Annotated in this window: 25 protein-coding genes; 19 read left to right on the forward strand and 6 right to left on the reverse strand. The window is 73.3% G+C overall.

What is annotated here, in order from left to right; genetic code table 11:
• Positions 1–17 precede the first annotated feature (17 nt).
• The 4 genes from ACYVDO_RS12180 to ACYVDO_RS12195 all read left to right on the forward strand — a co-directional run bounded on the left by ACYVDO_RS12180 (position 18) and on the right by ACYVDO_RS12195 (position 3,252).
• Positions 18–917: a F0F1 ATP synthase subunit gamma gene (locus tag ACYVDO_RS12180; RefSeq protein WP_460936191.1), complete on the forward strand. Its 900-nt coding sequence runs from the start codon at positions 18–20 to the stop codon at positions 915–917.
• An 18-nt stretch (positions 918–935) separates the two neighbouring features.
• The gene (gene atpD, locus ACYVDO_RS12185; RefSeq protein WP_460936194.1) at positions 936–2,396 is read left to right on the forward strand and encodes a F0F1 ATP synthase subunit beta; all 1,461 of its coding nucleotides are present in this window, start codon (positions 936–938) and stop codon (positions 2,394–2,396) included.
• Between the two features lie 132 nt (positions 2,397–2,528).
• Entirely contained in the window at positions 2,529–2,795 is a 267-nt protein-coding gene (locus ACYVDO_RS12190; RefSeq protein ID WP_310155030.1) for a F0F1 ATP synthase subunit epsilon, read from the forward strand.
• Between the two features lie 28 nt (positions 2,796–2,823).
• A complete protein-coding gene (locus ACYVDO_RS12195) occupies positions 2,824–3,252 on the forward strand; it encodes a DUF2550 domain-containing protein (RefSeq protein ID WP_460936196.1) in 429 nt (142 codons plus the stop codon).
• Positions 3,253–3,264: 12 nt separating this feature from the next.
• Here ACYVDO_RS12195 and ACYVDO_RS12200 read toward each other — a convergent pair whose 3' ends face one another.
• Positions 3,265–3,921, reverse strand: coding sequence for a cob(I)yrinic acid a,c-diamide adenosyltransferase (locus tag ACYVDO_RS12200; protein ID WP_460936198.1), 657 nt, complete (start codon positions 3,919–3,921; stop codon positions 3,265–3,267).
• Positions 3,922–4,081: 160 nt separating this feature from the next.
• Between ACYVDO_RS12200 and murA the strand changes: the two genes are divergently transcribed.
• From murA to ACYVDO_RS12215, 3 genes are all read left to right on the forward strand, one after another.
• Positions 4,082–5,365 carry a UDP-N-acetylglucosamine 1-carboxyvinyltransferase gene (gene murA, locus ACYVDO_RS12205; protein ID WP_460936200.1) on the forward strand — a complete coding sequence of 428 codons (1,284 nt, stop codon included), beginning with the start codon at positions 4,082–4,084 and terminating at the stop codon, positions 5,363–5,365.
• Between the two features lie 172 nt (positions 5,366–5,537).
• Complete coding sequence (locus ACYVDO_RS12210) at positions 5,538–5,903, forward strand: STAS domain-containing protein (protein WP_460936202.1); 366 nt, start codon at positions 5,538–5,540, stop codon at positions 5,901–5,903.
• A gap of 116 nt (positions 5,904–6,019) precedes the next feature.
• Complete coding sequence (locus ACYVDO_RS12215; protein WP_460936420.1) at positions 6,020–8,038, forward strand: protein meaA; 2,019 nt, start codon at positions 6,020–6,022, stop codon at positions 8,036–8,038.
• A 15-nt stretch (positions 8,039–8,053) separates the two neighbouring features.
• Here the strand turns inward: ACYVDO_RS12215 and ACYVDO_RS12220 are convergent, their stop codons facing one another.
• Both ACYVDO_RS12220 and ACYVDO_RS12225 read right to left on the reverse strand, forming a co-directional pair.
• Entirely contained in the window at positions 8,054–9,253 is a 1,200-nt protein-coding gene (locus ACYVDO_RS12220) for an N-acetylglucosamine-6-phosphate deacetylase (protein WP_460936204.1), read from the reverse strand.
• Positions 9,250–10,152: an SIS domain-containing protein gene (locus ACYVDO_RS12225; protein WP_460936422.1), complete on the reverse strand. Its 903-nt coding sequence runs from the start codon at positions 10,150–10,152 to the stop codon at positions 9,250–9,252. The genes ACYVDO_RS12220 and ACYVDO_RS12225 overlap by 4 nt, the downstream gene beginning before the upstream one ends.
• A 279-nt stretch (positions 10,153–10,431) precedes the next feature.
• On the opposite strand from ACYVDO_RS12225, the gene ACYVDO_RS12230 reads away from it, so the two are divergent.
• The 5 genes from ACYVDO_RS12230 to ACYVDO_RS12250 are packed head-to-tail and all read left to right on the forward strand — an operon-like array spanning position 10,432 to position 14,663.
• Positions 10,432–11,241, forward strand: a complete 810-nt coding sequence (locus ACYVDO_RS12230; RefSeq protein ID WP_460936206.1) for a DeoR/GlpR family DNA-binding transcription regulator — start codon at positions 10,432–10,434, stop codon at positions 11,239–11,241.
• A gap of 3 nt (positions 11,242–11,244) precedes the next feature.
• Positions 11,245–12,219, forward strand: a complete 975-nt coding sequence (locus ACYVDO_RS12235) for an ROK family protein (RefSeq protein WP_460936208.1) — start codon at positions 11,245–11,247, stop codon at positions 12,217–12,219.
• Positions 12,216–13,148 (forward strand): 1-phosphofructokinase family hexose kinase, encoded by a 933-nt coding sequence (locus tag ACYVDO_RS12240; RefSeq protein ID WP_460936210.1) that lies wholly within the window; start codon positions 12,216–12,218, stop codon positions 13,146–13,148. The genes ACYVDO_RS12235 and ACYVDO_RS12240 overlap by 4 nt, the downstream gene beginning before the upstream one ends.
• 1 nt (position 13,149) lies before the next feature.
• Entirely contained in the window at positions 13,150–13,983 is an 834-nt protein-coding gene (locus tag ACYVDO_RS12245; RefSeq protein ID WP_460936212.1) for a class II fructose-bisphosphate aldolase, read from the forward strand.
• Between the two features lie 56 nt (positions 13,984–14,039).
• Positions 14,040–14,663: a histidine phosphatase family protein gene (locus tag ACYVDO_RS12250; protein ID WP_460936214.1), complete on the forward strand. Its 624-nt coding sequence runs from the start codon at positions 14,040–14,042 to the stop codon at positions 14,661–14,663.
• A 10-nt stretch (positions 14,664–14,673) separates the two neighbouring features.
• Here the strand turns inward: ACYVDO_RS12250 and nucS are convergent, their stop codons facing one another.
• Positions 14,674–15,369, reverse strand: a complete 696-nt coding sequence (nucS, locus tag ACYVDO_RS12255) for an endonuclease NucS (protein ID WP_460936216.1) — start codon at positions 15,367–15,369, stop codon at positions 14,674–14,676.
• Positions 15,370–15,475: 106 nt separating this feature from the next.
• On the opposite strand from nucS, the gene ACYVDO_RS12260 reads away from it, so the two are divergent.
• From ACYVDO_RS12260 to ACYVDO_RS12290, 7 genes are all read left to right on the forward strand, one after another.
• Positions 15,476–15,889, forward strand: a complete 414-nt coding sequence (locus tag ACYVDO_RS12260; protein WP_460936218.1) for a hypothetical protein — start codon at positions 15,476–15,478, stop codon at positions 15,887–15,889.
• 143 nt (positions 15,890–16,032) lie between these two features.
• Complete coding sequence (locus tag ACYVDO_RS12265) at positions 16,033–17,811, forward strand: 3-hydroxyacyl-CoA dehydrogenase family protein (RefSeq protein ID WP_460936220.1); 1,779 nt, start codon at positions 16,033–16,035, stop codon at positions 17,809–17,811.
• A 100-nt stretch (positions 17,812–17,911) separates the two neighbouring features.
• The gene (locus tag ACYVDO_RS12270; protein ID WP_460936222.1) at positions 17,912–19,456 is read left to right on the forward strand and encodes a hypothetical protein; all 1,545 of its coding nucleotides are present in this window, start codon (positions 17,912–17,914) and stop codon (positions 19,454–19,456) included.
• A 3-nt stretch (positions 19,457–19,459) separates the two neighbouring features.
• Positions 19,460–20,029 carry a SigE family RNA polymerase sigma factor gene (locus ACYVDO_RS12275; protein ID WP_460936224.1) on the forward strand — a complete coding sequence of 190 codons (570 nt, stop codon included), beginning with the start codon at positions 19,460–19,462 and terminating at the stop codon, positions 20,027–20,029.
• Positions 19,987–20,286: a hypothetical protein gene (locus ACYVDO_RS12280; protein WP_460936226.1), complete on the forward strand. Its 300-nt coding sequence runs from the start codon at positions 19,987–19,989 to the stop codon at positions 20,284–20,286. Before ACYVDO_RS12275 ends, ACYVDO_RS12280 begins: the two co-directional genes overlap by 43 nt.
• A gap of 223 nt (positions 20,287–20,509) precedes the next feature.
• Positions 20,510–21,439, forward strand: a complete 930-nt coding sequence (locus ACYVDO_RS12285; protein ID WP_460936228.1) for an ABC transporter ATP-binding protein — start codon at positions 20,510–20,512, stop codon at positions 21,437–21,439.
• Positions 21,436–22,629: an ABC transporter permease gene (locus ACYVDO_RS12290; RefSeq protein ID WP_460936230.1), complete on the forward strand. Its 1,194-nt coding sequence runs from the start codon at positions 21,436–21,438 to the stop codon at positions 22,627–22,629. Before ACYVDO_RS12285 ends, ACYVDO_RS12290 begins: the two co-directional genes overlap by 4 nt.
• A gap of 35 nt (positions 22,630–22,664) precedes the next feature.
• Here ACYVDO_RS12290 and ACYVDO_RS12295 read toward each other — a convergent pair whose 3' ends face one another.
• Together ACYVDO_RS12295 and ccrA are read right to left on the reverse strand one after the other, a co-directional pair.
• Entirely contained in the window at positions 22,665–23,957 is a 1,293-nt protein-coding gene (locus ACYVDO_RS12295) for an AI-2E family transporter (protein ID WP_460936232.1), read from the reverse strand.
• A 102-nt stretch (positions 23,958–24,059) separates the two neighbouring features.
• The gene (gene ccrA, locus ACYVDO_RS12300) at positions 24,060–25,400 is read right to left on the reverse strand and encodes a crotonyl-CoA carboxylase/reductase (protein ID WP_460936424.1); all 1,341 of its coding nucleotides are present in this window, start codon (positions 25,398–25,400) and stop codon (positions 24,060–24,062) included.
• Positions 25,401–25,406: the final 6 nt, after the last annotated feature.

Below are 25,406 nucleotides of genomic sequence, written 5' to 3' on the forward strand. Positions count from 1 at the left end.
GGAGAGGCGGCACAGATATGGGAGCGCAGATGCGGGTCTACCGCCAGCGCATCCGGTCCGTCCAGGCGACCAAGAAGATCACCCGCGCGATGGAGCTCATCGCGGCCTCCCGCGTCGTGAAGGCCCAGCAGCGGGTCAAGGAGTCCTCGCCCTACGCCCGGGCGCTGACCCGGGCGGTGTCCGCCGTGGCGACGTACTCCAACGTCGACCACCCGCTCACCACCGAGCACGACGACGTCCGCCGAGCGGCGGTCCTGGTCATCACCTCCGACCGCGGTCTCGCCGGTGCGTACAGCTCCTCGGTCATCAAGGAGAGCGAGCGCCTCATGGGCGAGCTCCGCGAGGCCGGCAAGGAGGTCGTGCCGTACCTCGTGGGTCGCAAGGCGGTCGGCTTCTACAAGTTCCGCAAGCGTGAGTACGCGCAGGAGTGGACCGGGTTCACCGACCAGCCGACGTTCGACGTGGCCAAGGAGATCGGCGAGTCCCTCGTGGCGGCCTTCAACCAGCCCTACGACGAGGGCGGCGTCGACGAGGTGCACGTGGTCTTCACGCGCTTCGTCAACATGGTCACCCAGGAGCCCGACGTCATCCGCATGCTGCCGCTCGAGGTCGTCGAGGGCGAGGAGGCCCCCGACCCCGACGATGTGCTGCCGCTCTACGAGTTCGAGCCGAGCGCCGAGCAGGTCCTCGACGCGCTGCTGCCCAAGTACGTCGGCGCGCGCATCTACAACTGCCTGCTCCAGGCGGCCGCGTCCGAGCTGGCCTCCCGCCAGAAGGCGATGAAGTCCGCCACCGACAACGCCGAAGAGCTCATCAAGAAGTACACCCGGCTGGCCAACCAGGCCCGTCAGGCCGAGATCACCCAAGAGATCAGCGAGATCGTGGGCGGCGCCAGCGCCCTCGCCGACGCGAGTTGAGAAGGTAGAGAGAAACCAATGACTGCCACTGTTTCTGAGAACGCAGCGGACACGACCGTGGCCGGCGGCGTGGGTCGCATCTCCCGCATCATCGGCCCGGTCGTCGACGTGGAGTTCCCCGCCGACGCGATGCCGGAGCAGTACAACCTGCTCACCACGACGGTCGAGCTCGAGGGCGAGCGGAGGAACCTCAACCTCGAGGTCGCCCAGCACATCGGCGACAACATGGTCCGCGCCATCTCGCTCCAGCCCACCGACGGCCTCGTGCGCGGCACCCAGGTGCAGGACACCGGCGGCCCCATCACCGTGCCGGTCGGCGACCAGACCCTGGGCAAGGTGTTCAACACCACCGGTGAGGTCATGAACCTCGCCGAGGGCGAGACCTTCGAGGTGAAAGAGCGCTGGGGCATCCACCGCAAGGCGCCCGCCTTCGACCAGCTGGAGTCCAAGACCCAGATGTTCGAGACCGGCATCAAGGTCATCGACCTGCTGACGCCCTACGTCCAGGGTGGCAAGATCGGCCTCTTCGGTGGCGCCGGTGTGGGCAAGACGGTGCTCATCCAGGAGATGATCGCCCGGGTCGCCCGCGACCACGGTGGCGTGTCGGTGTTCGCCGGCGTCGGCGAGCGCACTCGTGAGGGCAACGACCTCATGGTGGAGATGGAGGAGGCCGGCGTCCTCGGCCAGACCGCGCTGGTCTTCGGCCAGATGGACGAGCCGCCGGGCACCCGGCTGCGCGTCGCCCTGTCGGCGCTGACCATGGCGGAGTACTTCCGCGACGTGCAGAAGCAGGACGTGCTGCTCTTCATCGACAACATCTTCCGGTTCACCCAGGCCGGGTCGGAGGTGTCGACCCTGCTCGGCCGCATGCCGTCCGCGGTGGGCTACCAGCCCACCCTGGCCGACGAGATGGGCACGCTGCAGGAGCGCATCACCTCGACCCGTGGCCACTCGATCACCTCGATGCAGGCGATCTACGTGCCGGCCGACGACTACACCGACCCGGCGCCGGCGACGACGTTCGCCCACCTGGACGCGACCACCGAGCTCTCGCGTGAGATCGCCTCGCTCGGCATCTACCCGGCCGTGGACCCGCTCACCTCGACGAGCCGGATCCTCGACCGGCGCTACATCTCGGCCGAGCACTACGACACGGCGGTGCGGGTCAAGCAGATTCTCCAGCGCAACAAGGAGCTGCAGGACATCATCGCCATCCTCGGCATCGACGAGCTGTCCGAGGAGGACAAGATCCTCGTCAACCGGGCCCGTCGCATCCAGCGGTTCCTGTCGCAGAACACCTACGTCGCCAAGCAGTTCACCGGCATCGAGGGCTCGACCGTGCCGCTGACCGACACGATCGAGGCGTTCACCAAGATCGCGGACGGCGAGTACGACCACGTCGCCGAGCAGGCGTTCTTCATGTGCGGTGGCCTCGACGACGTCGAGCGCCAGTGGGCCGACATCCAGAAGAACCTCTGACCCGCGACACCAGCGAGTTCCCGTGGGGCCGGCCACTGCGCCGGCCCCACGGCATACCGGCTGCCGGCTGCCGGCACCGGGCGGATACAGTGAGAAGGACGCACGACACGTGCCGTACCAACGGAGGATCCCGTGAGCACCCTGCAGGTTGAGCTCGTCGCCGCGGACCGCAAGGTCTGGGAGGGCGAGGCGGACATGGTCCAGGCCCGCACCGTCGACGGTGAGCTGGGCATCCTGCCCGGCCACACGCCCCTGCTCGGTGTGCTCGTCGAGGGCGAGGTGCGGATCAAGTCCGCCGGCGGCACGAGCACCGCGACCATCGACAGCGGCTTCCTGTCCGTCGACCGCGACAAGGTCATCATCGTCGCCGAGGCGGTCGACGCCTCGCAGGTCGGCTGACCCGGGGCCTCGAGGGAGGGCGGTTCGCATGTCGCTCGTGATCTCCGGGGAGATCCTTGCCGGCGTGCTCATCGCGCTCGTCCTGACGGCCCTGCTCTACATCTTCGTCCGGCGGCGGCTGCTCTCCTCGGGCGCCCCGCTCATGCTCTGCGCCCTCCGGCGCCGGGGTCGTACCCAGTACCGGCTGGGGCTGCTGCGGTTCTCGGGCGGCGCGCTGGAGTGGTTCACCCTCGTGGGGCCCTCGCCGCGGGCCGCCCGCACCTGGGAACGCGCCCTGCTCGAGCTCGGCCCACCGCGGCCGCCGGTCAGCCCGATCGCGGGACTGCCGGAGGCGGTCACCGTGGAGTGCCGCTACCGCGGCGACAGCTTCGAGGTCGCCCTCGCGCCGGCGGCCTACACCGCGATGCGCAGCTGGCTGGAGAGCTCGCCCCCCGGCTTCAACGTCAACGTCGCCTGAGCCGCGCCCGGCTCAGCGCTTCGACGGGCCCTCGGCCCGGCCTCCGCGCCTCGACGGGCCCTCGGCCCGACCCCCGCCGGGCTGCCACAGCACGTCGCCGCCGATCGGCAGGTTGGCGACGCGGGCCAGCACGAACAGCAGGTCCGACAGTCGGTTGAGGTACTTCGCCGCGAGCACGTTGACCCCGCCGTGACCCTTCGTCCCGTCACCCGGCTGGTCGCCGTAGGCGTCGATGGCGGCCCACGTCGCCCGTTCGGCCCGGCGCACGACGGTGGTGGCCACGTGCAGGTGCGCCGACCCGGGGGTGCCGCCCGGGAGGATGAACGAGCGCAGCCTCTCGACCCGCTCGAGGTAGCGGTCGCAGTCGGCCTCGAGCTCGTCCACCCACTGCTGCTGCACGCGCAGCGGCGGGAACTCGTACTCCGGCTGCAGCGGCGTGCACAGGTCGGCCCCGACGTCGAACAGGTCGTTCTGCACCCGCAGCAGCGTCGCGCGCACGTCCTCGGGCAGGTCGCCGGTGGCCAGCGCCACGCCGATCTGGGCGTTCGCCTCGTTGGTGTCCGCGTAGGCGAGCAGCCGCACGTCGGTCTTGCTCGTGCGGCTCATGTCCCCGAGGTGGGTGTGGCCGTCGTCGCCCGTGCGGGTGTATATGCGGGTCAGGTTCACCATGGGAGGAGCGTATGCCGGGGCGGCGCCGCGTCGGCAGCCGGGCGACCGTGCCCCCGCGGCGGGGCCGGCCGTGGCTCCGTGGCGGGGCGACGCCGCCTCCGCGGCGGACGGCCGCGCCTCCGCCGCGGGACGGACCCCGCAGCGTCGGTAGGGTGGGCCGGTGGCCGAGAGATTCCGTGTCGTCGGTGGTGCCAGCCTGCAGGGCGAGGTGCCGGTCCGGGGCGCCAAGAACAGCGCCCTGAAGCTGATGGCGGCCGCCCTGCTGGCCGTGGGGCGGACCCGGCTGACCAACGTCCCGGCGATCCTGGACGTCACGATCATGGCCGAGCTGCTGCGCCGGCTCGGCTGCACCGTCGACTACGACGCCGCGGCCGGCGTCGTGGAGATCGACGTGCCCGCGACCGTCGGCCACCGCGCCGACTACGACCTCGTCCGGGCGCTGCGGGCGTCCACGGCGGTGCTGGGACCGCTGGTCGCCCGCACCGGTGCTGCGGACGTCGCCGTGCCCGGTGGTGACGCGATCGGCTCCCGCGGCCTGGACCTGCACGCCGCCGGTCTCGAGGCGCTGGGCGCGAGCGTCCACGTGACCCACGGCTTCCTCGTGGCCGAGGCGCCGCGCGGCCTCACCGGCGCCGAGATCCGGCTCGAGTTCCCCAGCGTCGGCGCGACCGAGAACGTCCTCACCGCCTCGGTGCTCGCCCGGGGGACGACGCGGCTGGAGAACGCCGCGCGCGAGCCGGAGATCGTCGACCTCGCCGAGATGCTCAACTTGATGGGGGCCAGGGTCACCGGCGCGGGCACCTCGGTCGTCGAGATCGAGGGTGTCGAGGCGCTCCGGCCCACGGAGCACGCGGTGGTGGCGGACCGGATCGCGGCCGGCACCTGGGCGTTCGCCGCCGTGGCCACGCGAGGTGATCTCGAGGTCGTGGGCGGCGTGCCGGAGCACCTCACGGCTGCGCTGGAGCTCGTCCGCGCCAGCGGGGCCACCGTCACCGCGACCGAGCGCGGGTTCCGGGTCGACACCGGCGGCCGGCGGGCGACGGCGTTCGACGTGGCGACGCTGCCCTACCCGGGCTTCCCGACCGACCTGCAGCCGTTCGCGCTCGCCGCGAACGCCGTCGCCGTCGGCTCGGCCCTGATCACCGAGAACCTCTTCGAGGCGCGGTTCCGCACCGTCCAGGAGCTCAACCGCCTCGGCGCGGAGACCCGCATCGACGGCCACCACGTCATGGTCCACGGTGTCGAGCGGCTCTCCGGGGCGCCCGTCGAGGCCAGCGACATCCGCGCCGGCGCGGCGCTGGTCATCGCCGGCCTGGTCGCCGACGGCGTGACCACGGTGAGCGGGGCCCACCACGTCGACCGTGGGTACGCCGGGTTCGCCGAGGCCCTGCAGGGCCTCGGCGCCGACGTCACGCGCGAGCCGGACGAGGCGCCCTTCTTCTGACGGCCGGGCCGGCTCGCCGAGCTGCCTCGCCGCCGGGCCCAGCCGCCGGGCCGGGTTGCGCCGCCGGGGTGCCGCCGGGTCGTTACCAGATCTTGATCCGTCCCGGGACAACCGCCGACCCCGCGTCGACCGTCTGTGTGGGTGAATGGGTGGACGGGACGAGGGGGTACGCATGTCGGTCAGCAGCCTGGGGGCCTTGCCGGTGGAGGTCCGTGCCGTGGGGAACGGCCAGGAGGTCGCGATCACGGGGCGGATCGACGTGCACAGCGTCCCGGACGTCCGGCTCCTGCTCCACGAGATCATCGACACCGGGTGCGGCGACGTCCACGTGCGCCTGGCCGCCGCGGAGATCGGCGACGCCACGGGGCTCGGGGTGCTGGTCGAGGCCTACAACCGGGCCCGCCGGGCCGGTCGCCGGCTGGCCGTCGTCGACATGACTGAGCGCACCGGGCGCCTGTTGCGTGCGTCACGGCTCGACCGGGCGCTCGTGCTCCGCGGCGACGGGGACCCTGCGCCTGTGGTGGCCGTCACCGCCTGAGCCCCTCCCTGCGCGCGCTACCCGCAGGTACGTTCGGCCCCATGGCCGAGCCCACCGACGTCCCCGTGCCCGACGCCGCCGCGCCCGCCCGTCCGGAGCGCGACCGACCCTGGGTCATGCGGACGTATGCCGGCCACTCCAGCGCCGCCGCCAGCAACGAGCTCTACCGGCGCAACCTCGCCAAGGGGCAGACGGGGCTCTCCGTCGCCTTCGACCTGCCCACGCAGACCGGCTACGACCCCGACCACCCGCTCGCGCGCGGCGAGGTCGGCAAGGTGGGGGTCCCGGTCTCGCACGTGGGGGACATGCGGGCGCTGTTCGACTCGATCCCGCTCGACCGGATGAACACCTCCATGACGATCAACGCGACGGCGATGTGGCTGCTCGCGATGTACCAGGTGGTCGCCGAGGAGCAGGCCGCCGCCGCGGGCAAGGACTCGGCCGAGGTGGTCCACGCGCTCGCCGGCACCACCCAGAACGACATCATCAAGGAGTACCTGTCGCGCGGGACCTACGTCTTCGCGCCGGAGCCCTCACTGCGCCTCATCACCGACATGGTGGCCTACACCGTGGCCGAGATGCCGCGGTGGAACCCGACGAACATCTGCAGCTACCACCTGCAGGAGGCCGGGGCGACGCCGGTGCAGGAGATCGCGTACTCGATGTGCACGGCGGTCGCGGTGCTCGACGCGGTGCGTGACTCGGGGCAGGTGCCGCCGGAGCGGTTCGGCGAGGTCGTCGCCCGGATCTCCTTCTTCGTCAACGCCGGCGTGCGGTTCGTCGAGGAGATGTGCAAGATGCGCGCGTTCGTCGCGCTGTGGGACGAGCTCACCCGCGAGCGCTACGGCGTGCAGGACGCCAAGCAGCGCCGGTTCCGGTACGGCGTGCAGGTCAACAGCCTGGGGCTCACCGAGGCCCAGCCCGAGAACAACGTCCAGCGGATCGTGCTGGAGATGCTCGCCGTGACCTTGAGCAAGGATGCCCGGGCGCGGGCCGTGCAGCTGCCGGCCTGGAACGAGGCGCTCGGGCTGCCGCGGCCGTGGGACCAGCAGTGGTCGCTGCGGATGCAGCAGGTCCTGGCCTACGAGTCCGACCTGCTCGAGTACGACGACCTGTTCACCGGGTCCGCGGTGGTCGAGGCCAAGGTGGCCGAGCTGCTCGAGGGCGCGCGGGCCGAGATCGCCCGCGTGCAGGAGATGGGCGGCGCGGTGGCCGCGGTCGAGAGCGGCTACATGAAGTCGGCGCTCGTGGCCTCGCACTCGCGGCGCCGGGCGCGGATCGAGTCCGGTGAGGACGTCGTCGTCGGCGTCAACCGGTTCGAGACGACCGAGCCCAACCCGCTCACCGCCGACCTCGACGCGGCGATCCAGGTCGTCGACCACGACGTCGAGGTCAAGGCGGCCGAGGCGGTGCGCCGGTGGCGCGAGGAGCGCGACGCCGACCCCGGGCGCCGGGAGCGGGCGGCAGCAGCGCTGGCGCGCCTGCGCGAGGACGCGCGTACCGGCAGCAACCTCATGGCCGCCTCGCTCGAGGCCGCCCGCGCGGACGTGACCACGGGGGAGTGGGCGCAGGCGCTGCGCGAGGAGTTCGGCGAGTTCCGCGCGCCCACCGGCGTGAGCGGGTCCGTCGGGGTGACGGGGGAGACGGGCAGCGCCGAGCTGCGGGAGGTGCGCGAGCAGGTGCGCCGGACCGCCGAGGAGCTCGGCGAGCGGCTGCGGGTGCTCGTGGCCAAGCCCGGCCTCGACGGCCACAGCAACGGCGCCGAGCAGGTGGCGGTGCGGGCGCGGGACGCCGGCTTCGAGGTCGTCTACCAGGGCATCCGGCTGACTCCGGAGCAGGTCGTTGCCGCGGCGGTCGCCGAGGACGTGCACCTCGTGGGCATCTCGATCCTGTCGGGCTCGCACATGGCCCTCGTGCCGGAGATCCTCGAGGGGCTGCGCAGCGCCGGTGCCGGTGACGTGCCGGTGATCGTGGGCGGCATCATCCCCGAGGCCGACGCCCGCGCCCTCAAGGAGCTCGGGGTGGCGGAGGTCTTCACCCCCAAGGACTTCGGGCTCACCGAGATCATGGGCCGGTTCGTGCAGGTCATCCGCGCCTCGCGCGGGCTCCCGGCGCCGAGCACGCAACCCGCCTGACCGGCCGGGTCGGCCTCAGGCGAGCCAGCTGCTGCGGCGCAGCACCGCCCGCAGCGACAGGTCCTCGTCCACGACGAGCACGTCGGCGTGCTGGCCGGCCGCCAGGGTGCCCACACGGTCGAGGGTGAGCGCGGCGGACGGCGTGCGGCTGGCCGCGGTCACGGCGTCGAGCAGGCCGACGCCGAGCTCCTGCACGCACCAGCGCACCTGCTCCAGCAGGGTGGACACGCCACCGGCCAGCGAGCCGTCCCTGACCAGCCGGGCCTCGCGGCCGACGACCCGCACCGCCTGGCCGCCAAGGGTGTACTCGCCGTCGGACAGTCCGCCCGCCGACATGGAGTCGCTGACGAGGGCGATGTTCGCCGCCCCGACGGTGTCGAACACCATCCGCACGGTGCCCGCCGCGAGGTGCACGCCGTCGGCGATGACCTCGACGACGGCCTCACCCCGTGCTGCGGCGGCCAGGGCGGCCGCCACGGGTCCGGGGGCGCGGTGGTGCAGCGGCGGCATGCCGTTGAACAGGTGCGTGACCAGGGGGCGGCCGCCTCGGGCTCCCGCAGACCGCACGAGCTCCAGCGCACGGGCCGCGACCTCCCACGGCGCATCGGTGTGCCCGACGGCCGCGAGGGCACCGGCCGCCGCCAGACGTGCCGGGAGCCGGTCGGCCCCGGCGCGCTCGGGGGCGTAGGTCATGTGTGCCAGCCACGGCCCCGCGGCTGCTGCCACCCGCTCCATGAACCCGGGGTCGGGGTCGGTGAGGGCGTCGGGGTTCTGCGCGCCGCAGCGGTCGACCGACAGGAACGGCCCCTCGAGGTGGATGCCCGCGAGCTCCCCGGCCTCGGCGAGCGGGACCAGGGTGCCGATGCCGGCGAGCAGGACGTCCTGCGGCGCGGAGACCAGCGAGCCGACCACGGACGTGCTCCCGGCCCGGTGGTGGCGGGCCGCGGCGCGGGCGGCCGACTCCGGGTCGGTGCCGAACTCGCCCCCGGCGCCGCCGTGGCAGTGCACGTCGACGAGCCCGGGCAGGATCGTCGCGCCCGGCTCCCAGCCGGACGGCGTGGGGGCCTGCGCCCACTGCGCCGGGACCGCGGCGCGCTCCCCGGCATACGCGATGGTGCCGCCGTCCACGACGACGGCACCGTCGGCCACCACCCGGTCGGGCAGGACGGTGCGTCCGTGGAGCAGGAAGGCGGTGTCGGGAGGCGTCGAGGTCACGACAGGATGATGGACCGGGTCAGGTGGCGCGGTCGATCCGGGTCCACCCCGGCGAGCCGCGCCTTGACCAGGCAGAGGCGGTGCAGACGGACCAGGTCGGCGAGCGGGTCGATGTCGCGGTGCTCGAACCAGGCGCCGGTCGCGCGGACGTCCTGCGCCAACCCGCTCGGCACCTCGCCGAACGCCCACGTGGCGCGCCCGGTCGTCGCGATGCTGATCGGGCCGTGGCGGTACTCCATGGCGGGGTACGCCTCGGTCCAGAACTGCGCGGACTCGCGCAGCTTGAGAGCGGCCTCCTGGGCCAGGCCGACGGTCCAGCCGCGCCCGAGGAAGGTGAGCTGCTCGGCGGCGGACACCCCGGCCAGGGCCGACTCCTCGTCCTCGGCGAGGACGGCCCGGGCCTGGTCGGCGATCCGGGGGAGGTCCTCGCCGAGGGTGGCGCGCAGCAGGGCCAGCGTGGTCGTGGCGAAGCGGGTCTGCACCACCGACTGCTCGTCGACCTCGGGCAGGAGCAGGGTGCGCTCGGCCAGCTCGGGGATGGGGGTGTTGCCGGTGGCCACGATCGCCGTCGTGGGCCGGCCCGCCTCGGCGAGCCGGCCGAGCAGCTCGACGACCTCGGTCGTGGTCCCCGAGCGGGAGATGGCGACGACCCGGTCGAAGGTTCGGGTGTGCGGGTACTCGCTCGCGGCGTGGGCCTCGGTGTGGCCCTGGCCGGCGCTCTCGCGCAGGACGGCGTACGCCTGCGCCATGTAGTAGGACGTGCCGCAGCCGACGACGGCGACCCGCTCGCCCGGGGCGGCCAGCGCCTCGCGAGCCTCGGGGAGCCGGTCGAGGACCGCCTCCCAGTCGTCCGGCTGGCTGGCGATCTCGCTGGCGAGGTGGCTGGGGTGCTCGGTCATCGCGGTCATGGCTCCTTCGCCCATTCATGAGTGATTTCGCTTGCTCAGAGTGTCCAGCAATCAGAATCGATCAGTCAAGTGCACGGTGCGGCGGGCCTGGCCCACGGCCGAGGTGGGCGGGCAGTGCGCCCGGATGCGTGCGGAACCGCTTGACGGAAGAGTGACGGGCGCGCCAAGGTGTCCGGCATGGCCGCGTGTTCGTGAGTGTTGCTCCCGACAAACGAAACAAAACGATCAGGGCCGACAGAAGGACCAGAGCACGACAGAAGGGAGCCGGACGTGACCAGCGGCGCGGCGAAGACACTCGACCGGGGCGCCCGGTGGAGCGCCCTCCTCGGGCTCCTGGCCGAGCGCGGCCGGCTCAGCGTCGGCGAGGTGGTGGAGGTGCTCGGTGTGTCCGAGGCCACCGTGCGCCGGGACTTCGGCGACCTCGCCGCCCAGCAGCTCGTCACCCGCACCCACGGCGGGATCGTCGCGACGGCCGTCGCCTACGACCTGCCGGCCCGCTACAAGCAGGCCGGCGGTGACGACGCCAAGGAACGGATCGCGGCGTTCGCCGCCGACCTGATGCGGGACGGCAGCGTCGTCGGGTTCAACGGCGGCACCACCACCAGCGCCGTGGCCCGCCGCCTCGCCGCCCGCTCGGACCTCGCGATGTCCTCGAGCCGTCCGGCGATCACGGTCGTGACCAACGCCCTCAACATCGCCACCGAGATGGTGCTGCGGCCGTTCATCCGGTGCGTCTCCCTGGGTGGCGTGGCCCGGCCGGAGTCCTACGAGCTGTCCGGGCCGCTGGCCACCATGGTCCTCAACGAGCTGTGGCTCGACACCGTCGTCCTCGGCGTCGACGCGGTGTCCGCCGCGGCGGGGGCGATGTGCCACCACGAGGGCGAGGCGGGCATCAACGCCCTCATGGTCGAGCGCTCGGACCGGGTCGTCGTGGCGGCCACGGGCGCGAAGGTGGGGGCCCGTGCCTTCGCGCGCATCTGCCCGTCGGCACGGATCGACACCGTGGTGACCGATGCCACGGCCGACCCGGCCGCCGTGGCCGACCTGCGTGCGGCCGGTGTCGCGGTGGAGGTGGTCTGAGCCGTGACCTGCGTCGTGGCCGCCGTGGACGTCGGCGGCACCCGGATGAAGGCTGCCCTGGTCGACCGCAACGGGCGTGAACGCGTCACGCTCACCCGGCCGACCCCGGGCGACCTCCACCTGCCGGGCGCCCTGGTGCGGGCCGTGGCCGCGACGGTCGAGGAGCTGCGTTCCGGCCCCGCCGACGCCGGCCCGCTCGAGGTGGCGGCGGTGGGCGTCGTCGTGCCCGGCATCGTCGACGACGCCCGCGGCGTGGCGGTCTGGGCCTCGAACCTGGGCTGGCGCGACCTGCCGGTGACCGACCCGCTCGCCGAGGCGCTGGGCGTCCCGGTCGCCCTGGGTCACGACGTCCGGGCGGGGCTGCGGGCCGAGGTGGCCTGGGGGGCCGCGACGGGCTCGCGCAACGTGCTGTTCATCCCACTCGGCACCGGCATCGCCGGCGCCCTCATGCTCGACGGGCACGTCGTCTCGGCTGACGGCTGGGCCGGCGAGATCGGGCACGTGGTCGTGGAGCCCGACGGACTGCCCTGCCCGTGCGGGCAGCGAGGGTGCCTCGAGACGGTGTCGTCCGCTGCCGCCGTGGCGCGGGCGTATGCCGCGCGCACCGCAGGCCGCGCCGATGCCGCCAGCGGCGCCGTTGCCGCCAGCGGCCCCGTTGCCGCCAGCGGCCCCGTGCTCGACGCCGAGGCGGTGGCCGGGCTCGTCCGCGGAGGGGAGCCGGACGCCGTCGCCGTCTGGGACCACGCGGTCACGGCCCTGGCGCGCAGCCTGGTGATGATGACCACCGCCACCGGCGTCGACCACATCCTCATCGGCGGCGGCCTGGCCCAGAGCGGCGAGACGCTGCTCGCGCCGCTGAGGGAGGCGGTCCGGGACTCGCTCACCTTCCAGCGGCCGCCCCGCATCGAGCCCGCGCTGCTCGGGGAGCGGGCCGGGTGCCTCGGCGCAGCGTGCCTGGCCTGGGACGTGGTCGCGTGATCCTGACCGTCACGCCCAACCCCGCGCTCGACGTCACGTACGACGTGGACCGGCTCGTCCCGCACACCAGCCACCGCGTGCGCCGGGTCCGCGAGGTGGCGGGCGGCAAGGGGATCAACGTCGCCTCGGTCCTCACCCGCCTCGGCGAGCCCGTCCTTGCGACCGGCGCCCTCGGCGGAGCCGCCGGTGAGCAGGTCCGCCGGGACCTCGACCGGCGCGGCATCCGGCACGACTTCCACCCCTGCGCGCTGCCCACCCGCCGCACCGTGACCGTCGTCTCGGCGCACGACGGCGACGCCACCGCCTTCAACGAGCCGGGGCAGGAGTGGCCGCCGGAGCTGCGCGACGAGCTGGTCCTGCACGTGGAGCGACTGCTCCGGGTGCACCGCCCGTCGGTGCTCGTGGCGTCCGGCAGCGCGCCGCCCGGCTTCGGAGGGCAGGGGTATGCCGCGCTGCTGGCCGCCGGGCACTCGGCCGGGTGCCACGTCGTCCTCGACGCCTCGCAGGACGCGCTCATCGGCGGCCTGCCGGCGCAGCCCGACGTGGTCAAGCCCAACCGGGACGAGCTGCGCGCCGTCAGCGGTCTCGCCGACCCCGTCGAGGGCGCCACCGCGCTGCAGCGTGACGGGGCCCGCCACGTCCTGGTGTCGCTGGGCGCCGAGGGCATGCTGCTCGTGCACCCGGACGGCACGGTGCTGCACGCCCGGCTCGAGGCGCCGCTGCGGGGCAACCCCACCGGTGCCGGGGACGCCTGCGTCGCCGCCGTCGCCCGTGGCCTGGCGCGTGGCTCGGCGTGGCCGGAGGTGCTGGCCGACGCCGTCGCCTGGTCGGCCGCCGCGGTGCTCCAGCCCGTGGCCGGTGAGGTGTCGGTGGAGGACGTCGCGCGACTGCGCGGGCTCGTCCGGTTCGATGGTGTGGAGGTGCGCTGAGGTGCTGGTCGGACTGACGGAGGTGCTGGCCCGGGCCAGGGACGAGGGGCGAGGGGTCGGCGCGTTCAACGTCATCCACCTCGAGCACGCCGAGGCCCTCGTCGGCGCGGCGGAGGACTCCGGCCTGCCGGTGGTGCTCCAGGTGAGCGAGAACACCGTGCGCTGGCACGGCTCGCTGGCGCCGCTCGCCGCGGCGACGCGCGCGCTGGGGGAGCAGTCGGGGGCCGAGGTCGTGCTCCACCTCGACCACGCCACGTCGCGAGACCTCGTCACGCAGGCGCTTCGCCTGGGCTTCACGTCGGTGATGTTCGACGGGTCCACGCTGCCCGACGAGGAGAACCGGGCCCAGACCCGCGAGGTCGTCGCCGAGTGCCACGCTGCCGGGGTCGCGGTCGAGGCCGAGCTCGGCGAGATCGGCGGCAAGGACGGGGTCCACGCGCCCGGCGCGCGGACCGATCCGGGCGACGCGGCCCGGTTCGTCGCGGACACCGGTGTCGACGCACTCGCGGTGGCCGTGGGCACCTCGCACGCCATGACCGAACGGACCGCAGCGCTGGACCTCGGACTCGTCCGCGCCATCCGCGAGCAGGTGCCGGTGCCGCTGGTGCTGCACGGGTCGTCCGGTGTCGACGACGACGGGCTGCGCGCCGCGGTCGGGGCCGGCATGACCAAGGTCAACATCGCCACCCACCTGCAGGGCGTCTTCACCGGGGCGGTCCGCGGTGTGCTCGACGCGGACCCCCGGGTCGTGGACACCCGGAAGTACCTGGCTCCCGCGCGCGACGCCGTCCGGGCCGAGGCGGCTCGGCTGCTCACGCTGCTCGCCCTCCGCTGAGGCCTCCCTGCGCTGGGGCCTGCCCTCGCGGCCCGTGCGCGGCATACGCTCGGGGCATGAGCGACCTGCACTGCCCGGCGACGCTGCTGGTCGCCCGCCACGGCGACGCGGAGTACGGCCACCCATCCGTGCTGTCGGACGAGGGCGGCTGGCTCAGCGAGCACGGCCGCGACCAGGTCCGAGCGCTGGCGGAGTCGCTGCGCGGCCGCAACGTCGCCCGGGTGCACACCAGCCCGCTGCAGCGCGCCGTGGAGTCCGGGGCCGTGGCCGCGCAGGTGCTGGGCGTGGACAGCGTGGTCGTCGAGGGCCTCGAGGAGTTCTCGGTGGGTGCCCTGGCCGGGCGCCCGCACGACGACCCCGAGCTCATGTCCGTGTTCAAGGCCTGGATGCACGGGGACCTCGGGCGGTTCATCCCCGGGGGCGAGACAGGTGCGGAGGTCGTCGCGCGCTACCGCGAGGCGCTGCTCTCGATCGCCGACCAGCACCGCGGCGAGACCGTGCTCGTGTTCAGCCACGGGGGAGTGATGTCGTTCGTGCTGCCCCGGATCGACGGGCCCGTGCGCGCCGACCTGGCGGCGGCGGCGTTCCTGCCCAACTGCGGGATCGCCGAGGTCGCCGTCGACGGCGACGGGTTCGCGGTGCGCTGCTGGCCGGGGTCGGTGGACCGCTCGGTCGTCTGAGCCCGCGCGCTCAGAAGAGGCGGTGCTCGCTGGTGTCGATGCCCTTGAGCGCGTCGTAGTCGAGGGTGACGCAGCGGATGCCGCGGTCGGTGGCCAGCGTGCGCGCCTGAGGCTTGATCTCCTGGGCGGCGAAGACCCCGGTCACCGGTGCCAGGTGCGGGTCGCGGTTCATCAGCTCGAGGTAGCGGGTGAGCTGCTCGACGCCGTCGATGTCGCCGCGGCGCTTGATCTCGACGGCGACCGAGCCGCCGTGCGCGTCCCTGCACAGGATGTCGACGGGGCCGATGGCGGTCATGTACTCGCGGCGCACCAGGGTCCAGCCCTCGCCGAGGGTGGAGATGTGCTCGGCGAGGAGCTTCTGCAGGTGCGCCTCGACGCCGTCCTTGATGAGCCCCGGGTCGACGCCCAGCTCGTGGGAGGAGTCGTGCAGCACCTCGTGGATGAGCACCCGCAGGCGGTCCTCGGACTTGGCGTGCTGGACGACCCAGACGGCGCTGACGCCGTCGGCCGCCTCGTGCGCCTCGGGGGTCACCTCGGCCATGGCGCACGGCGGCGACATCCAGTTGAGCGGCTTGTAGGAGCCGCCGTCGCTGTGGACGAGCACCGAGCCGTCGACCTTGACGAGCAGGAGCCGGGTGGCCAGGGGCAGGTGGGCCGAGAGCCGGCCCTCGTAGTCCACCGAGCACTTCGCAATGACGAGCCGCACGAGGCGCCACTCTACGGGCGGCCAGGCCGGCGACCCCGCCCGGGACCGAAGGCCCGTTGCGTGGCGATCCCGGGCGGCGCACACTCTGACTCAGAGGTGAGTGCAGATGTCGGTCGTCCTGGGCTACGTGGCAGGCCTGGGTGGCCTGTGTGCCCTGGTGTGGTGCGCCGGCAGGGGGATCCACTGGGCGGTCATGGGGCAGACGCCCCCGCTGCTGCGACCCGTCGTCGACCGGTGGCAGGCCTGGCTGGCGGCCCGACGGGGCGCACCCGAGCCGATCCCACCCGTCCTGCTGGCGCTCGAGCTCGACCGGCTCGCCCGCCACGTGCGCTACGTGGACCAGTCCGACCTGCCCAACAAGGCCGAGCGCCTCATGGCGGCCCGGCTGGCGTACGACCACGCGCTGCGCGACTACTGCCGAGCGGTGGACATCCCCGTCCCACCGGCCATCCGCGGCCTGTCGCGCGAGCAGCGGTTCCACATGGAGTCGGCCCTCATCGGCGCCGGCCACGAGTGGTGACGTCGCTGCGCTGAGGCGGGGCAACGGCATACCCCGCTCCTGTGGCTCGTCCCCGCGCAGGCGTCGACCGTCCGCGCGCGGGTGTCGACCGTCACTGCGCCCGGGGGTCCCGGGCGCCTCCACCGTCTGGGAGACTCGCCCGCATGGCTCGGAAGTTCAGCAAGGTCGGAGTGATCGGTCTCGGCACCATGGGTGCCGGCATCGTCGAGGTGTTCGCGCGCAACGGCATCGACGTCGTCGCGGTCGAGGTCGACGACGCGGCGGTCGAGAAGGGTCGTGGGGTCCTCGAGCACTCGACCGGGCGCGCGGTCAGCCGCGGCAAGCTCTCGACCGAGGACCAGTCGGCGCTGCACTCGCGCGTGCACTTCACCTCGAGCATGGACGACCTCGCCGACTGCGAGCTCGTCGTCGAGGCGGTCCCCGAGCACCTCGACCTGAAGAAGGAGGTCCTCGGCAAGCTCGACGCCATCGTCGGCCCCGAGGCGGTCCTCGCCACGAACACCTCGAGCCTGTCGGTCACCGAGATCGCCGTCGCCACGAGCAACCCCAAGCGCGTCGTCGGCATGCACTTCTTCAACCCCGCCCCGGTGCTGCAGTTCGTCGAGGTCGTGCGCACCGTCGTCACCGAGGACGAGGTCTTCGAGGACGTGAAGGCGCTCGCCCAGCGGCTCGGCAAGCAGCCGGTCGTCGTGGGCGACAAGGCCGGGTTCATCGCCAACGCCCTGCTCTTCGGCTACCTCAACCACGCCGTCTCGATGTACGAGTCGCGCTACGCCAGCCGCGAGGACATCGACGCGGCCATGCGGCTCGGCTGCGGCTACCCGATGGGCCCGCTCGCCCTCATGGACCTCATCGGCCTCGACACGGCCTACGAGATCCTCGACACGATGTACAAGCAGGGCCGTGACCGCCTGCACGCCCCCAGCCCGATCATCAAGCAGATGGTCAGTGCCGGCCTCAAGGGCCGCAAGAGCGGCCGTGGCTTCTACACGTATGCCGAGCCCGGCTCGTCCGCGGTCGTGGAGGACGCGCTGACGCCGCGTCCGGTGGGGGAGTCCGGCGCCACCCTGCGGCCGGTGCGCACCGTCGGCGTCGTCGGCTCCGGCACCATGGCCACGGGCATCGTCGAGGTCTTCGCCAAGGCCGGCTACGACGTCACCTACGTCACCCGCAGCCAGGCCAAGGTGGATGCGGTCACGGCCGGTGTCACCCGCTCGCTCGAGAAGGCCGTGCAGCGCGGCAAGCTCGAGGAGCAGGCCCGCGACGAGGCGCTCGGCCGGCTCACCGGGTCGACGTCGCTGGAGTCGCTCGCCGGCGCGGACCTCGTGGTCGAGGCCGTCGTCGAGGACCTCGCCGTCAAGCAGGCGCTGTTCGAGAACCTCGACGAGATCGTGCGCCCCGGAGCGATCCTCGCCACCACGACCTCGAGCCTGCCGGTCGTCGAGCTCGCCGCCGCCACCACGCGGCCGCAGGACGTCATCGGCATGCACTTCTTCAACCCCGCCCAGGTGATGAAGCTGGTCGAGGTCGTGCACACCGTCTCGACCGACGCCGACGTCGTCGCCACGGTGCAGGACCTCTGCGCGAAGATCGGCAAGCAGGCGGTGTCGTGCGGCGACCGCTCGGGCTTCATCGTCAACGCGTTGCTCTTCCCGTACCTCAACGACGCGGTGAAGATGCTGTCGGCCAACTACGCGAGCGCCGACGACATCGACACCGCGATGAAGACCGGCTGTGGCCTGCCGATGGGGCCGTTCGAGCTGCTCGACGTCGTCGGCCTCGATGTGTCGCTCGCCATCCAGCGCGAGCTCTACCTCGAGTTCCGCGAGCCCGGCTTCGCCCCCGCCCCGCTGCTCGAGCACCTCGTCACCGCCGGCTACCTCGGCCGCAAGACCGGCCGCGGCTTCCGTACCTACGCCTGACCCCGGCATACCCTGTCGCCCGCGGGTAACGCGGACGGGGGGACGGCGCGTCAGGACGGGTGAGGAGGCGCGCCGCGGCTCCCGCACCGGAGGGGGAGCCATGGCCAGGACCGACGAGGAGCCGCTCGAGGCGCTGCTGCGCCAGACATTCGCCGACGCCCGCGACGGCGTCGGGACCGGCCCGGGGCTCGACGCCGTGCGCACCGGCGCGTTCGCTCGCGCCACGAGGTTGCGGCGGCGCCGGGCAGCGTTGCAAGGCGCTGGAGCCACGGGCCTGGTCGCGGCCGCCGTGCTGGCGCTGGTCGTGGGGACCGGTCCGTTCGGGGTCGGGGCGCGGCTCGCACCCGCGGGGCCCTCCGCCGTCCGCGAGGGCGGCGCGGGGTCGGTCCGGGCGTGGCAGCAGCTGGTGCCGGGGACGGGGTCCTTCGCCTACCGCTTCCCCGACGCGCTGCCCGGCAGCCCGCCCGCCGGGCTCATCCCGCTGACCCTCGGTCCGGAGGTGGTCACGCCGGGCAGCCCGACCGTCCCGGCCCCCGGTGCAGCCAAGCAGCTCTCGTTCGAGGACGCCGACCTCGTCGGGGTCGCGGGCGTCTGCGCCTTCGACGCCCACCCCGACCGGCGGCAGCCGGTGGCCGGGCGGACGTGGCAGTTCGCCTCGACCAGCCACCCCGGGTCGTATGCCGCCGGGCTCGGCCTCGTCGGCTTCACCACCGGCACCGGGCTCGATGCCATGATCCAGCTGCGCGAGCTGACCCTGCCCTGCCTGCCGCAGAAGCAGCTGAAGTACGCCGACTGGAACGGTGGCGGGGTCGACTCGGTGCTGTTCACCGGTGCCGACAAGGCCACGCCCGGCCGGCACCTGGCTCTCGCCGTCGTCCTGGTCGGCGACGTGCTCGTCGGCGGGTCCGCGCGGGCGGACGGTGCCGCCGAGGCCACGCGGGTCGCGACGGCGCTGGCCCGCCAGTCCGCCCAGCAGCTCGTCTCCACGGGGTTCCCGCCGGCCCTGGGCAAGGTCCTGGGGTCCAGCGCAAGCGCCCCGAACGACGCGTCGGCGCCGGGAGCCTCAGCTCAGGTACCGGTGCTCGCGGCGCCGGCGTACGAGATCGGTGACGTCTTCCCGACCGCGGACCAGCTGGGGCACGGCTTGGCCTACCACGGGGACGCACTGACGGGCACAGGGACACCGGCCGCCCCTGGGGCCCAGGTCTGCGACCTCAGCGGGTTCGCCGACCGGGCCGAGCGCGAGGCGAAGCCGGGACCGGTCGCGGGGGCCCAGCGGGACGCCTGGGCGGGCGACGGGAACGGTCCCGACCCCTCCGTCACGTTCAGCGTGACGGGCTGGGCGAAGGGGACGGGTGCCGCGCGGTTCGCCGAGCTGCAGCAGGACCGGGGCCGGTGCGCCTGGATGCCCGACCAGCAGCGCGACACCTGGATGGGGCAGGACCCGGCCACGACCTGGCTGTCGCACAGCACGGCACCCGGCCACACCGCCTTCCTCGCCTCCCGGCGCGTCGGCGACCTCATCGTCTCGGTCGTGGTGTCGAACCTGCCGGCCGACCAGGCGAGGGCCGAGGCGGTCCGGCTCAACGGCATACTCACCGCAGGCGTCGCCTCCAGCGGCCTCCCGGCCGCCAAGGGGCGCTGACCCGTGGGGATCCTGCGCAGGGGTGAACGGGTCGCGGCCTCCGCCGAGGCGTACGTCGACGCGGCGCTGCCGAGGCTCATGGCGGCGGCCCTGTCGCTGACCGGCAACCGACACGACGCCGAGGACCTCGTCCAGGACACCGTGGCCAAGGTGCTCGTCCACTGGGGGCGGGTCGAGCGGGCCGACAGCGCCGACGCCTACGTCCGCAAGGTCATGGTCAACATCTTCGTGTCCAGCCGCCGGCGGCGGTCCAGTCGCGAGGTGGTGTCGCACGAGCTCGTCACCGCCGACCGGGTCGCCCAGCGCCCCGGGGCCACCGCGAGCCCCGAGGACCGCGACGAGATGTGGACCCTGCTCGCCACACTCACGCCGCGCCAGCGGGCCGTGCTCGTCCTGCGCTACTACGACGACCTGCCCGACGCGGCGATCGCCGAGGTGCTGGGCTGCTCGGCGGTGTCCGTGCGCGTCACGGCGCACAAGGCGCTGGCCAGGCTCCGCGGCCGCGTCCCGGCTCTGGGAGAATCGCCACCGTGCCCCGAGCCAACCGCCGTCGCCGCGACGACGCCCCGCTGAACCTGCAGCGGGCCGTCGGGGGCGCCCCGCGCCGCGAGTCGTATGCCGGGGGCGAGTGGTTCGTGCGCCGCGTCTCGGGTGAGGGGTCGACCCGGGCGTACCTGTGCCCGGGCTGCCAGCAGACGATCCCCACGGGCACCCCGCACGTGGTCGCGTGGCCGGCTGACGGCCTGGGCGGCCTGGACGACCGCCGGCACTGGCACACCACCTGCTGGGAGGCACGCGGCCGGCGGCATGCCACCGGCTCCTACCGCTGAGACGGCCTGCCCCGGCCGCGGATCCCCCTGACGGGCGGTGACCGGAGCTCTGCTCACACATCTCCGTCCCAGTGAGCGCTGAGCGGATCTGCGCGCAGCCAGACGCAGGTGTGTGCACAGACCCGCGTGCTACGGGGCCGCGTGGCCGAGCGCGAGCAGGGCGTCGCACTGGGTGGGACGTTGGGCCCTGTCGTGGCCGTCGTGCGACGCCGACGGTGGACGGGTGGCGGAGGGACTGCGGGTCGACCGCGTCAGGCACGCCTTCGGGGACCGGGTGGCCCTCGACGGGGTGTCGTGCGCCGTGTCGCCCGGGCGCCTCACCGGCCTGCTGGGACCGAACGGCGCCGGCAAGACGACCCTGATGCGGGTCCTGCTGGGGGTGCTCCAGCCGGACGGTGGCGAGGTCCGGCTCGACGGCACGCCGCTGCGCGAGGTGCACGACAGGCGGTCGTGGGGCTACATGCCGCAGGAGCGGGGGCTCTACCCGGCGATGCCCGCCGGCGCCCAGGTCGTCCACTTCGGCCGGCTGCACGGCCTCGGCCGCGCGGAGGCCGAGCAGCGCGCGCGCTCCCTGCTCGCCGAGCTCGAGCTGGGGGACCGGTGGGACGAGCGCACCGACCGGCTCTCCGGCGGCATGCAGCAGCGGCTGCAGCTCGCGACCGCGCTCGTGCACGGACCCGAGGTCATCGTGCTCGACGAGCCGTTCGCCGGGCTGGACCCGGTGGCGGTCGAGCAGCTGTCACTGATGCTGCGGCGGCGCGCTGCCGCCGGCGCCCTCGTCCTCTTCTCGAGCCACCAGCTCGACCTCGTGCAGGACCTCTGCGAGGACATCGTCATGGTCGAGCACGGGCGCACCGTCCTCGCCGGGACGGTGTCGCACCTGCGCGCCGCCTCCGGCCAGCGCAGGCTGCGGCTGCAGGTGGAGTCACCCGACCGGCAGTGGCTGAGGTCCTTCGACGGCGTGCGGGTGATCAGCGACCATGCCGACGACCTGCGCCTCTCGGTGCCGCGGGGCGTGGACCCGCTCCGCGTCCTGGACGCAGCGCGGGCCCGCGGGCCCGTGCTCGACTTCGGGCTCGAGCTGCCGACCCTCTCCGAGCTCTTCCTGGCGGCGGTCGACGCCGAGCCGGCGCTGCAGGAGGTGCACCGGTGACCTGGTGGCGGGGAACCCTGCTGGTCGGGCAGCGCAGCCTGCTCGAGACGTTCCGCTCGCGCACCTACCGGCTCGTCACCGCGGCGCTGCTGCTCGCCTCGGCGGCCGCGGTGATGGTGCCGCGTCTCATCCTCGACCAGAAGGTGTCCTACACCCTCGCCACGGTGGGGGAGGCGCCCGCGCCGCTGCGGGCCGCGCTCGCCCCTGCGGCGGCCCGTGGCGACTTCACGGTGCAGTACACCGCGCGCGCGGACGCGGACGCGGTGCGCCGGGCCGTACGCGACGGGGACGCCAGCGCGGGTCTCGCCGGTGGCACGCTGTTCACCGCCACGAAGACGGACCAGACCTTCCCGGCGCTCGTCTCCCAGGCCGTGGTGTCGCTCGAGGCCACGGCTCGCCTGCGGGCCGCGGGGCTGTCGGAGGCGCAGCTCGCCCAGCTGGCCGCGGTGCGACCGCCGCAGCAGGTACCCGTCGCCCGGGTCGGCAACGAGGAGCGCGCCGCGGTGGGGTTCGGGGTGGGCATCGCCCTGTACCTGGCGCTGACCTTCGCGGGCAGCGCGATCGCCACGGCGGTCGCCGTCGAGAAGTCGACCCGGGTGTCCGAGGTGCTGCTGGCCGTCCTGCGCCCGAGCCAGGTCCTCGTCGGCACGGTCTCGGCGGTGGGCCTGGCCACCCTGGCCCAGCTGCTGGTGCTCTGCGTGCCGTTGGCCGTGGCCGTCCGGCTGGGCTACGTCGGTCTGACCGCCGTGGCGAGCGGCGACCTGGCGCTGGCCATCGGGTGGTTCCTGCTCGGGTTCGTGCTCTACGCGTTCCTCTTCGCCGCGTCGGCCGCGCTGGTGGACAAGGTCACCGAGGCCAGTGCGGCCGTCGCCCCGGTCACGACGGTGCTCGTGTTCGGCTACCTGCTGAGCATCATCGTCGTGATGGGCGACCCCGGCAGCGGCTGGAGCACCGCCATCTCCCTGTTCCCCTTCAGCGCCCCCATGGCGATGCCCATCCGGTGGGCGGCCGGCGAGGTGCCGGTGTGGCAGCTCGTCGCCGCCATGGGCGTGACGGCGTGGACCGCGCTCCTGCTCGTGGTCGCCGGCGCCGCCGTCTACCGTCGCGCGCTCGTGATCACGGGCCACCGGGTGCGCTGGCACGAGCTCCTCGGCCGGCGCGGGCACCCCCGCCCTGCTCACCCCGCCTGAGCGCGACGCCCGGGCCGACGGCTGACGGGCCGGGGTCAGTGCCGGCGCTGGCGCGGCAGCAGGACCTCTTCGTAGAGCAGCAGCAGGCCGGCAGCCACCGGGATCGCGAGCAGCGCCCCCAGGACGCCGAGCAGCGTGCCACCCGCGAGGGCGGCCACCACCGTGACCCCGCCGGGCACCGACACCGTGCGCTGCATGATCCGCGGCGCGACGACGTAGTTCTCGATCTGCTGGTAGATGACGTAGTACGCGAGCGCGATGAACATCTTGCGCGGCTCGTCGAAGACGGCGACCAGGCAGACCACCGCTGCCCCCAGCGACGCGCCCACCATGGGGACCAGCCCGAGGAAGCCCACCGACACGGCCAGCACCGCGGCATACGGGATCCCGACGATGGTCATCATGATCCACGAGCACGCGGCGTTCACGGTCGCCACGGCGATCTGCCCGATGGCGTAGGAGCCGGTGCGCCGCATGATCTCCTCGGACAGCGACATCACCCGCGCGCGGCGCGAGGCGGGGACGACGGCGTAGGCCGCGTGCTTGACCCTGGGGAGCGAGGCGAGCAGGAAGAGCGTCAGCACCAGGACCGTGAAGGCCTGGAAGATGCCGCCGACGACCGCGGCCCCCACCCCGAGGACCCCGCCGAAGACCGAGCTGAGGAAGCCGCTGTCGGTGATCTTCTTGTTGAACTCGGCGCGGATCTTGTCGACGAGGTCGTAGTGCTTGTCGAGGTCCTGCACCCAGCGGCTCTTGAGGATCTGGTCGAGCCAGTCCGGCGCCTGCTGGATCAGCTGCCCGCCCTGGGTGATGACCGGCGGCACGACGACCACGCCGAGGAGCGCGAACACGACCACCAGCCCGGCGAAGACGATGGCGACGGCGCCGCCGCGCTTCACCCCGCGCCGCGTGAGCGTCTCGACCACCGGGTTCAGGGTGAGGGTGAGGAAGAACGAGATGACGAGGATGGTGAGCACCGTGCCCAGGCGTCCGAGCGTGTGCCACAGCAGGAGCGCCGCCAGCACCCCGATGGCGCCGACGAAACCCATGTAGAACGGGGACTGGCGGTTGAGGGGGCGCCCCGCCCGCCCGAAGCGCTGGCCGTCCGAGGGGAGGTCCGTCTCCGGGGCGGCGTCGTCGGAGGTGCTCGCTGCGCCGGTCAGGTCCTCGCCCCCGGGTGACTCGGGCTGCTGCCGCAGGCCGGGCAGCACGTCGGTCAGCAGGTCGGCGGGGACAGGGGTCTGCTCCCCCTCGTGGGAGTGGTAGCTCGCCTCCAGCGCTGCGCGCTGGCTGCGCCGGAACTCCCTCCACCGGTACAGCACTGACATGCCGCCGAGCCTAGGGCACCAGGGGCCGGCGGACGGATCCGCCACGACGCTGCGGCACCGGTTCCCGGCGGGCGGGGGTGCCGTCCCCGCCGGGAACCCCGGTCAGGTGTTGCGGAACCGGTTGATCTGCGGCAGCAACGCCTCGCGCTTCTCGGGATCCGTGACGCCGAGCCCCTCCTCAGGGGAGAGGGTGAGCACGCCGACCTTGCCCTGGTGGGCGTTGCGGTGGACGTCGAGGGCGGCCTGCCCGACCTCGTCCATCGCGTACGTCTTGGACAGGGTGGGCTGGATCAGGCCGCGGTTGATGAGCTCGTTGGCCTCCCACGCCTCGCGGTAGTTGGCGAAGTGCGAGGAGACGATCCGCTTGAGGTTCATCCACAGGTAGCGGTTGTCGTACTCGTGCAGGTAGCCCGACGTCGACGCGCAGGTCACGATCGTGCCGCCCTTGCGGGCCACGTAGACGCTGGCGCCGAAGGTCTCGCGGCCCGGGTGCTCGAAGACGATGTCGACGTCGTAGCCGCCCGTGAGCTCGCGGATCCTCTTGCCGAGCCGCTGCCACTCCTTGGGGTTCTGCGCGGTGTTGTCCTCGTTCCAGAACCGGTAGCCCTCGGCGCTGCGGTCGATGATGAGCTCGGCTCCCATGTCGCGGCAGATCTGCGCCTTCTCCGGCGAGGACACGACGCAGACGGGCGTCGCGCCACCGGCCAGCGCCATCTGGGTGGCGTAGGAGCCGAGGCCGCCGGAGGCGCCCCAGATGAGCACGCGGTCGCCGAGCTTCATCTGCGCGCCGTTCTTGGAGACCAGCTGGCGGTATGCCGTGGAGTTCACCAGGCCGGGCGAGGCCGCCTCCTCCCACGACAGGTGGGCGGGCTTGGGCATGAGCTGGTTGGACTTGACGATCGCGAGCTCGGCGAGGCCGCCGAAGTTGGTCTCGAAGCCCCAGATCCGCTGCTGGGGGTCGAGCATCGTGTCGTTGTGGCCGTCGGCGTCCTCGAGCTCGACCGACAGGCAGTGGGCCACGACCTCCTGGCCGGGCTTCCACTTGGTGACGCCGGGTGCGGTGCGCAGGACGACACCGGCGAGGTCGGAGCCGACCACGTGGTAGGGCAGGTCGTGGCGCCTGGCGTACTCGGAGGTGCGGCCGTAGCGCTCGAGGAAGCCGAAGGTCGAGACGGGCTCGAAGATCGAGGTCCACACGGTGTTGTAGTTGATGGCGCTGGCCATCACGGCCACGAGGGCCTCACCCGGTGCGAGCTCGGGGACCGGCACGTCGTCGAGGTGCAACGACTTGCGCGGGTCCTTCTCCTTGGTGGCCATGCCCTCGAACATCCCCACCTCGTCCTTGTGCACCGTCACGGCGCGGTAGGACTCGGGGATGGACAGGCCGGCATACGTCTGCTCGGTCCGGTCCCCGGAGAGGATGGCGTCGCGGATCTCCTGCATGAGCTG

It is taken from the genome of Phycicoccus ginsengisoli, assembly GCF_054779295.1.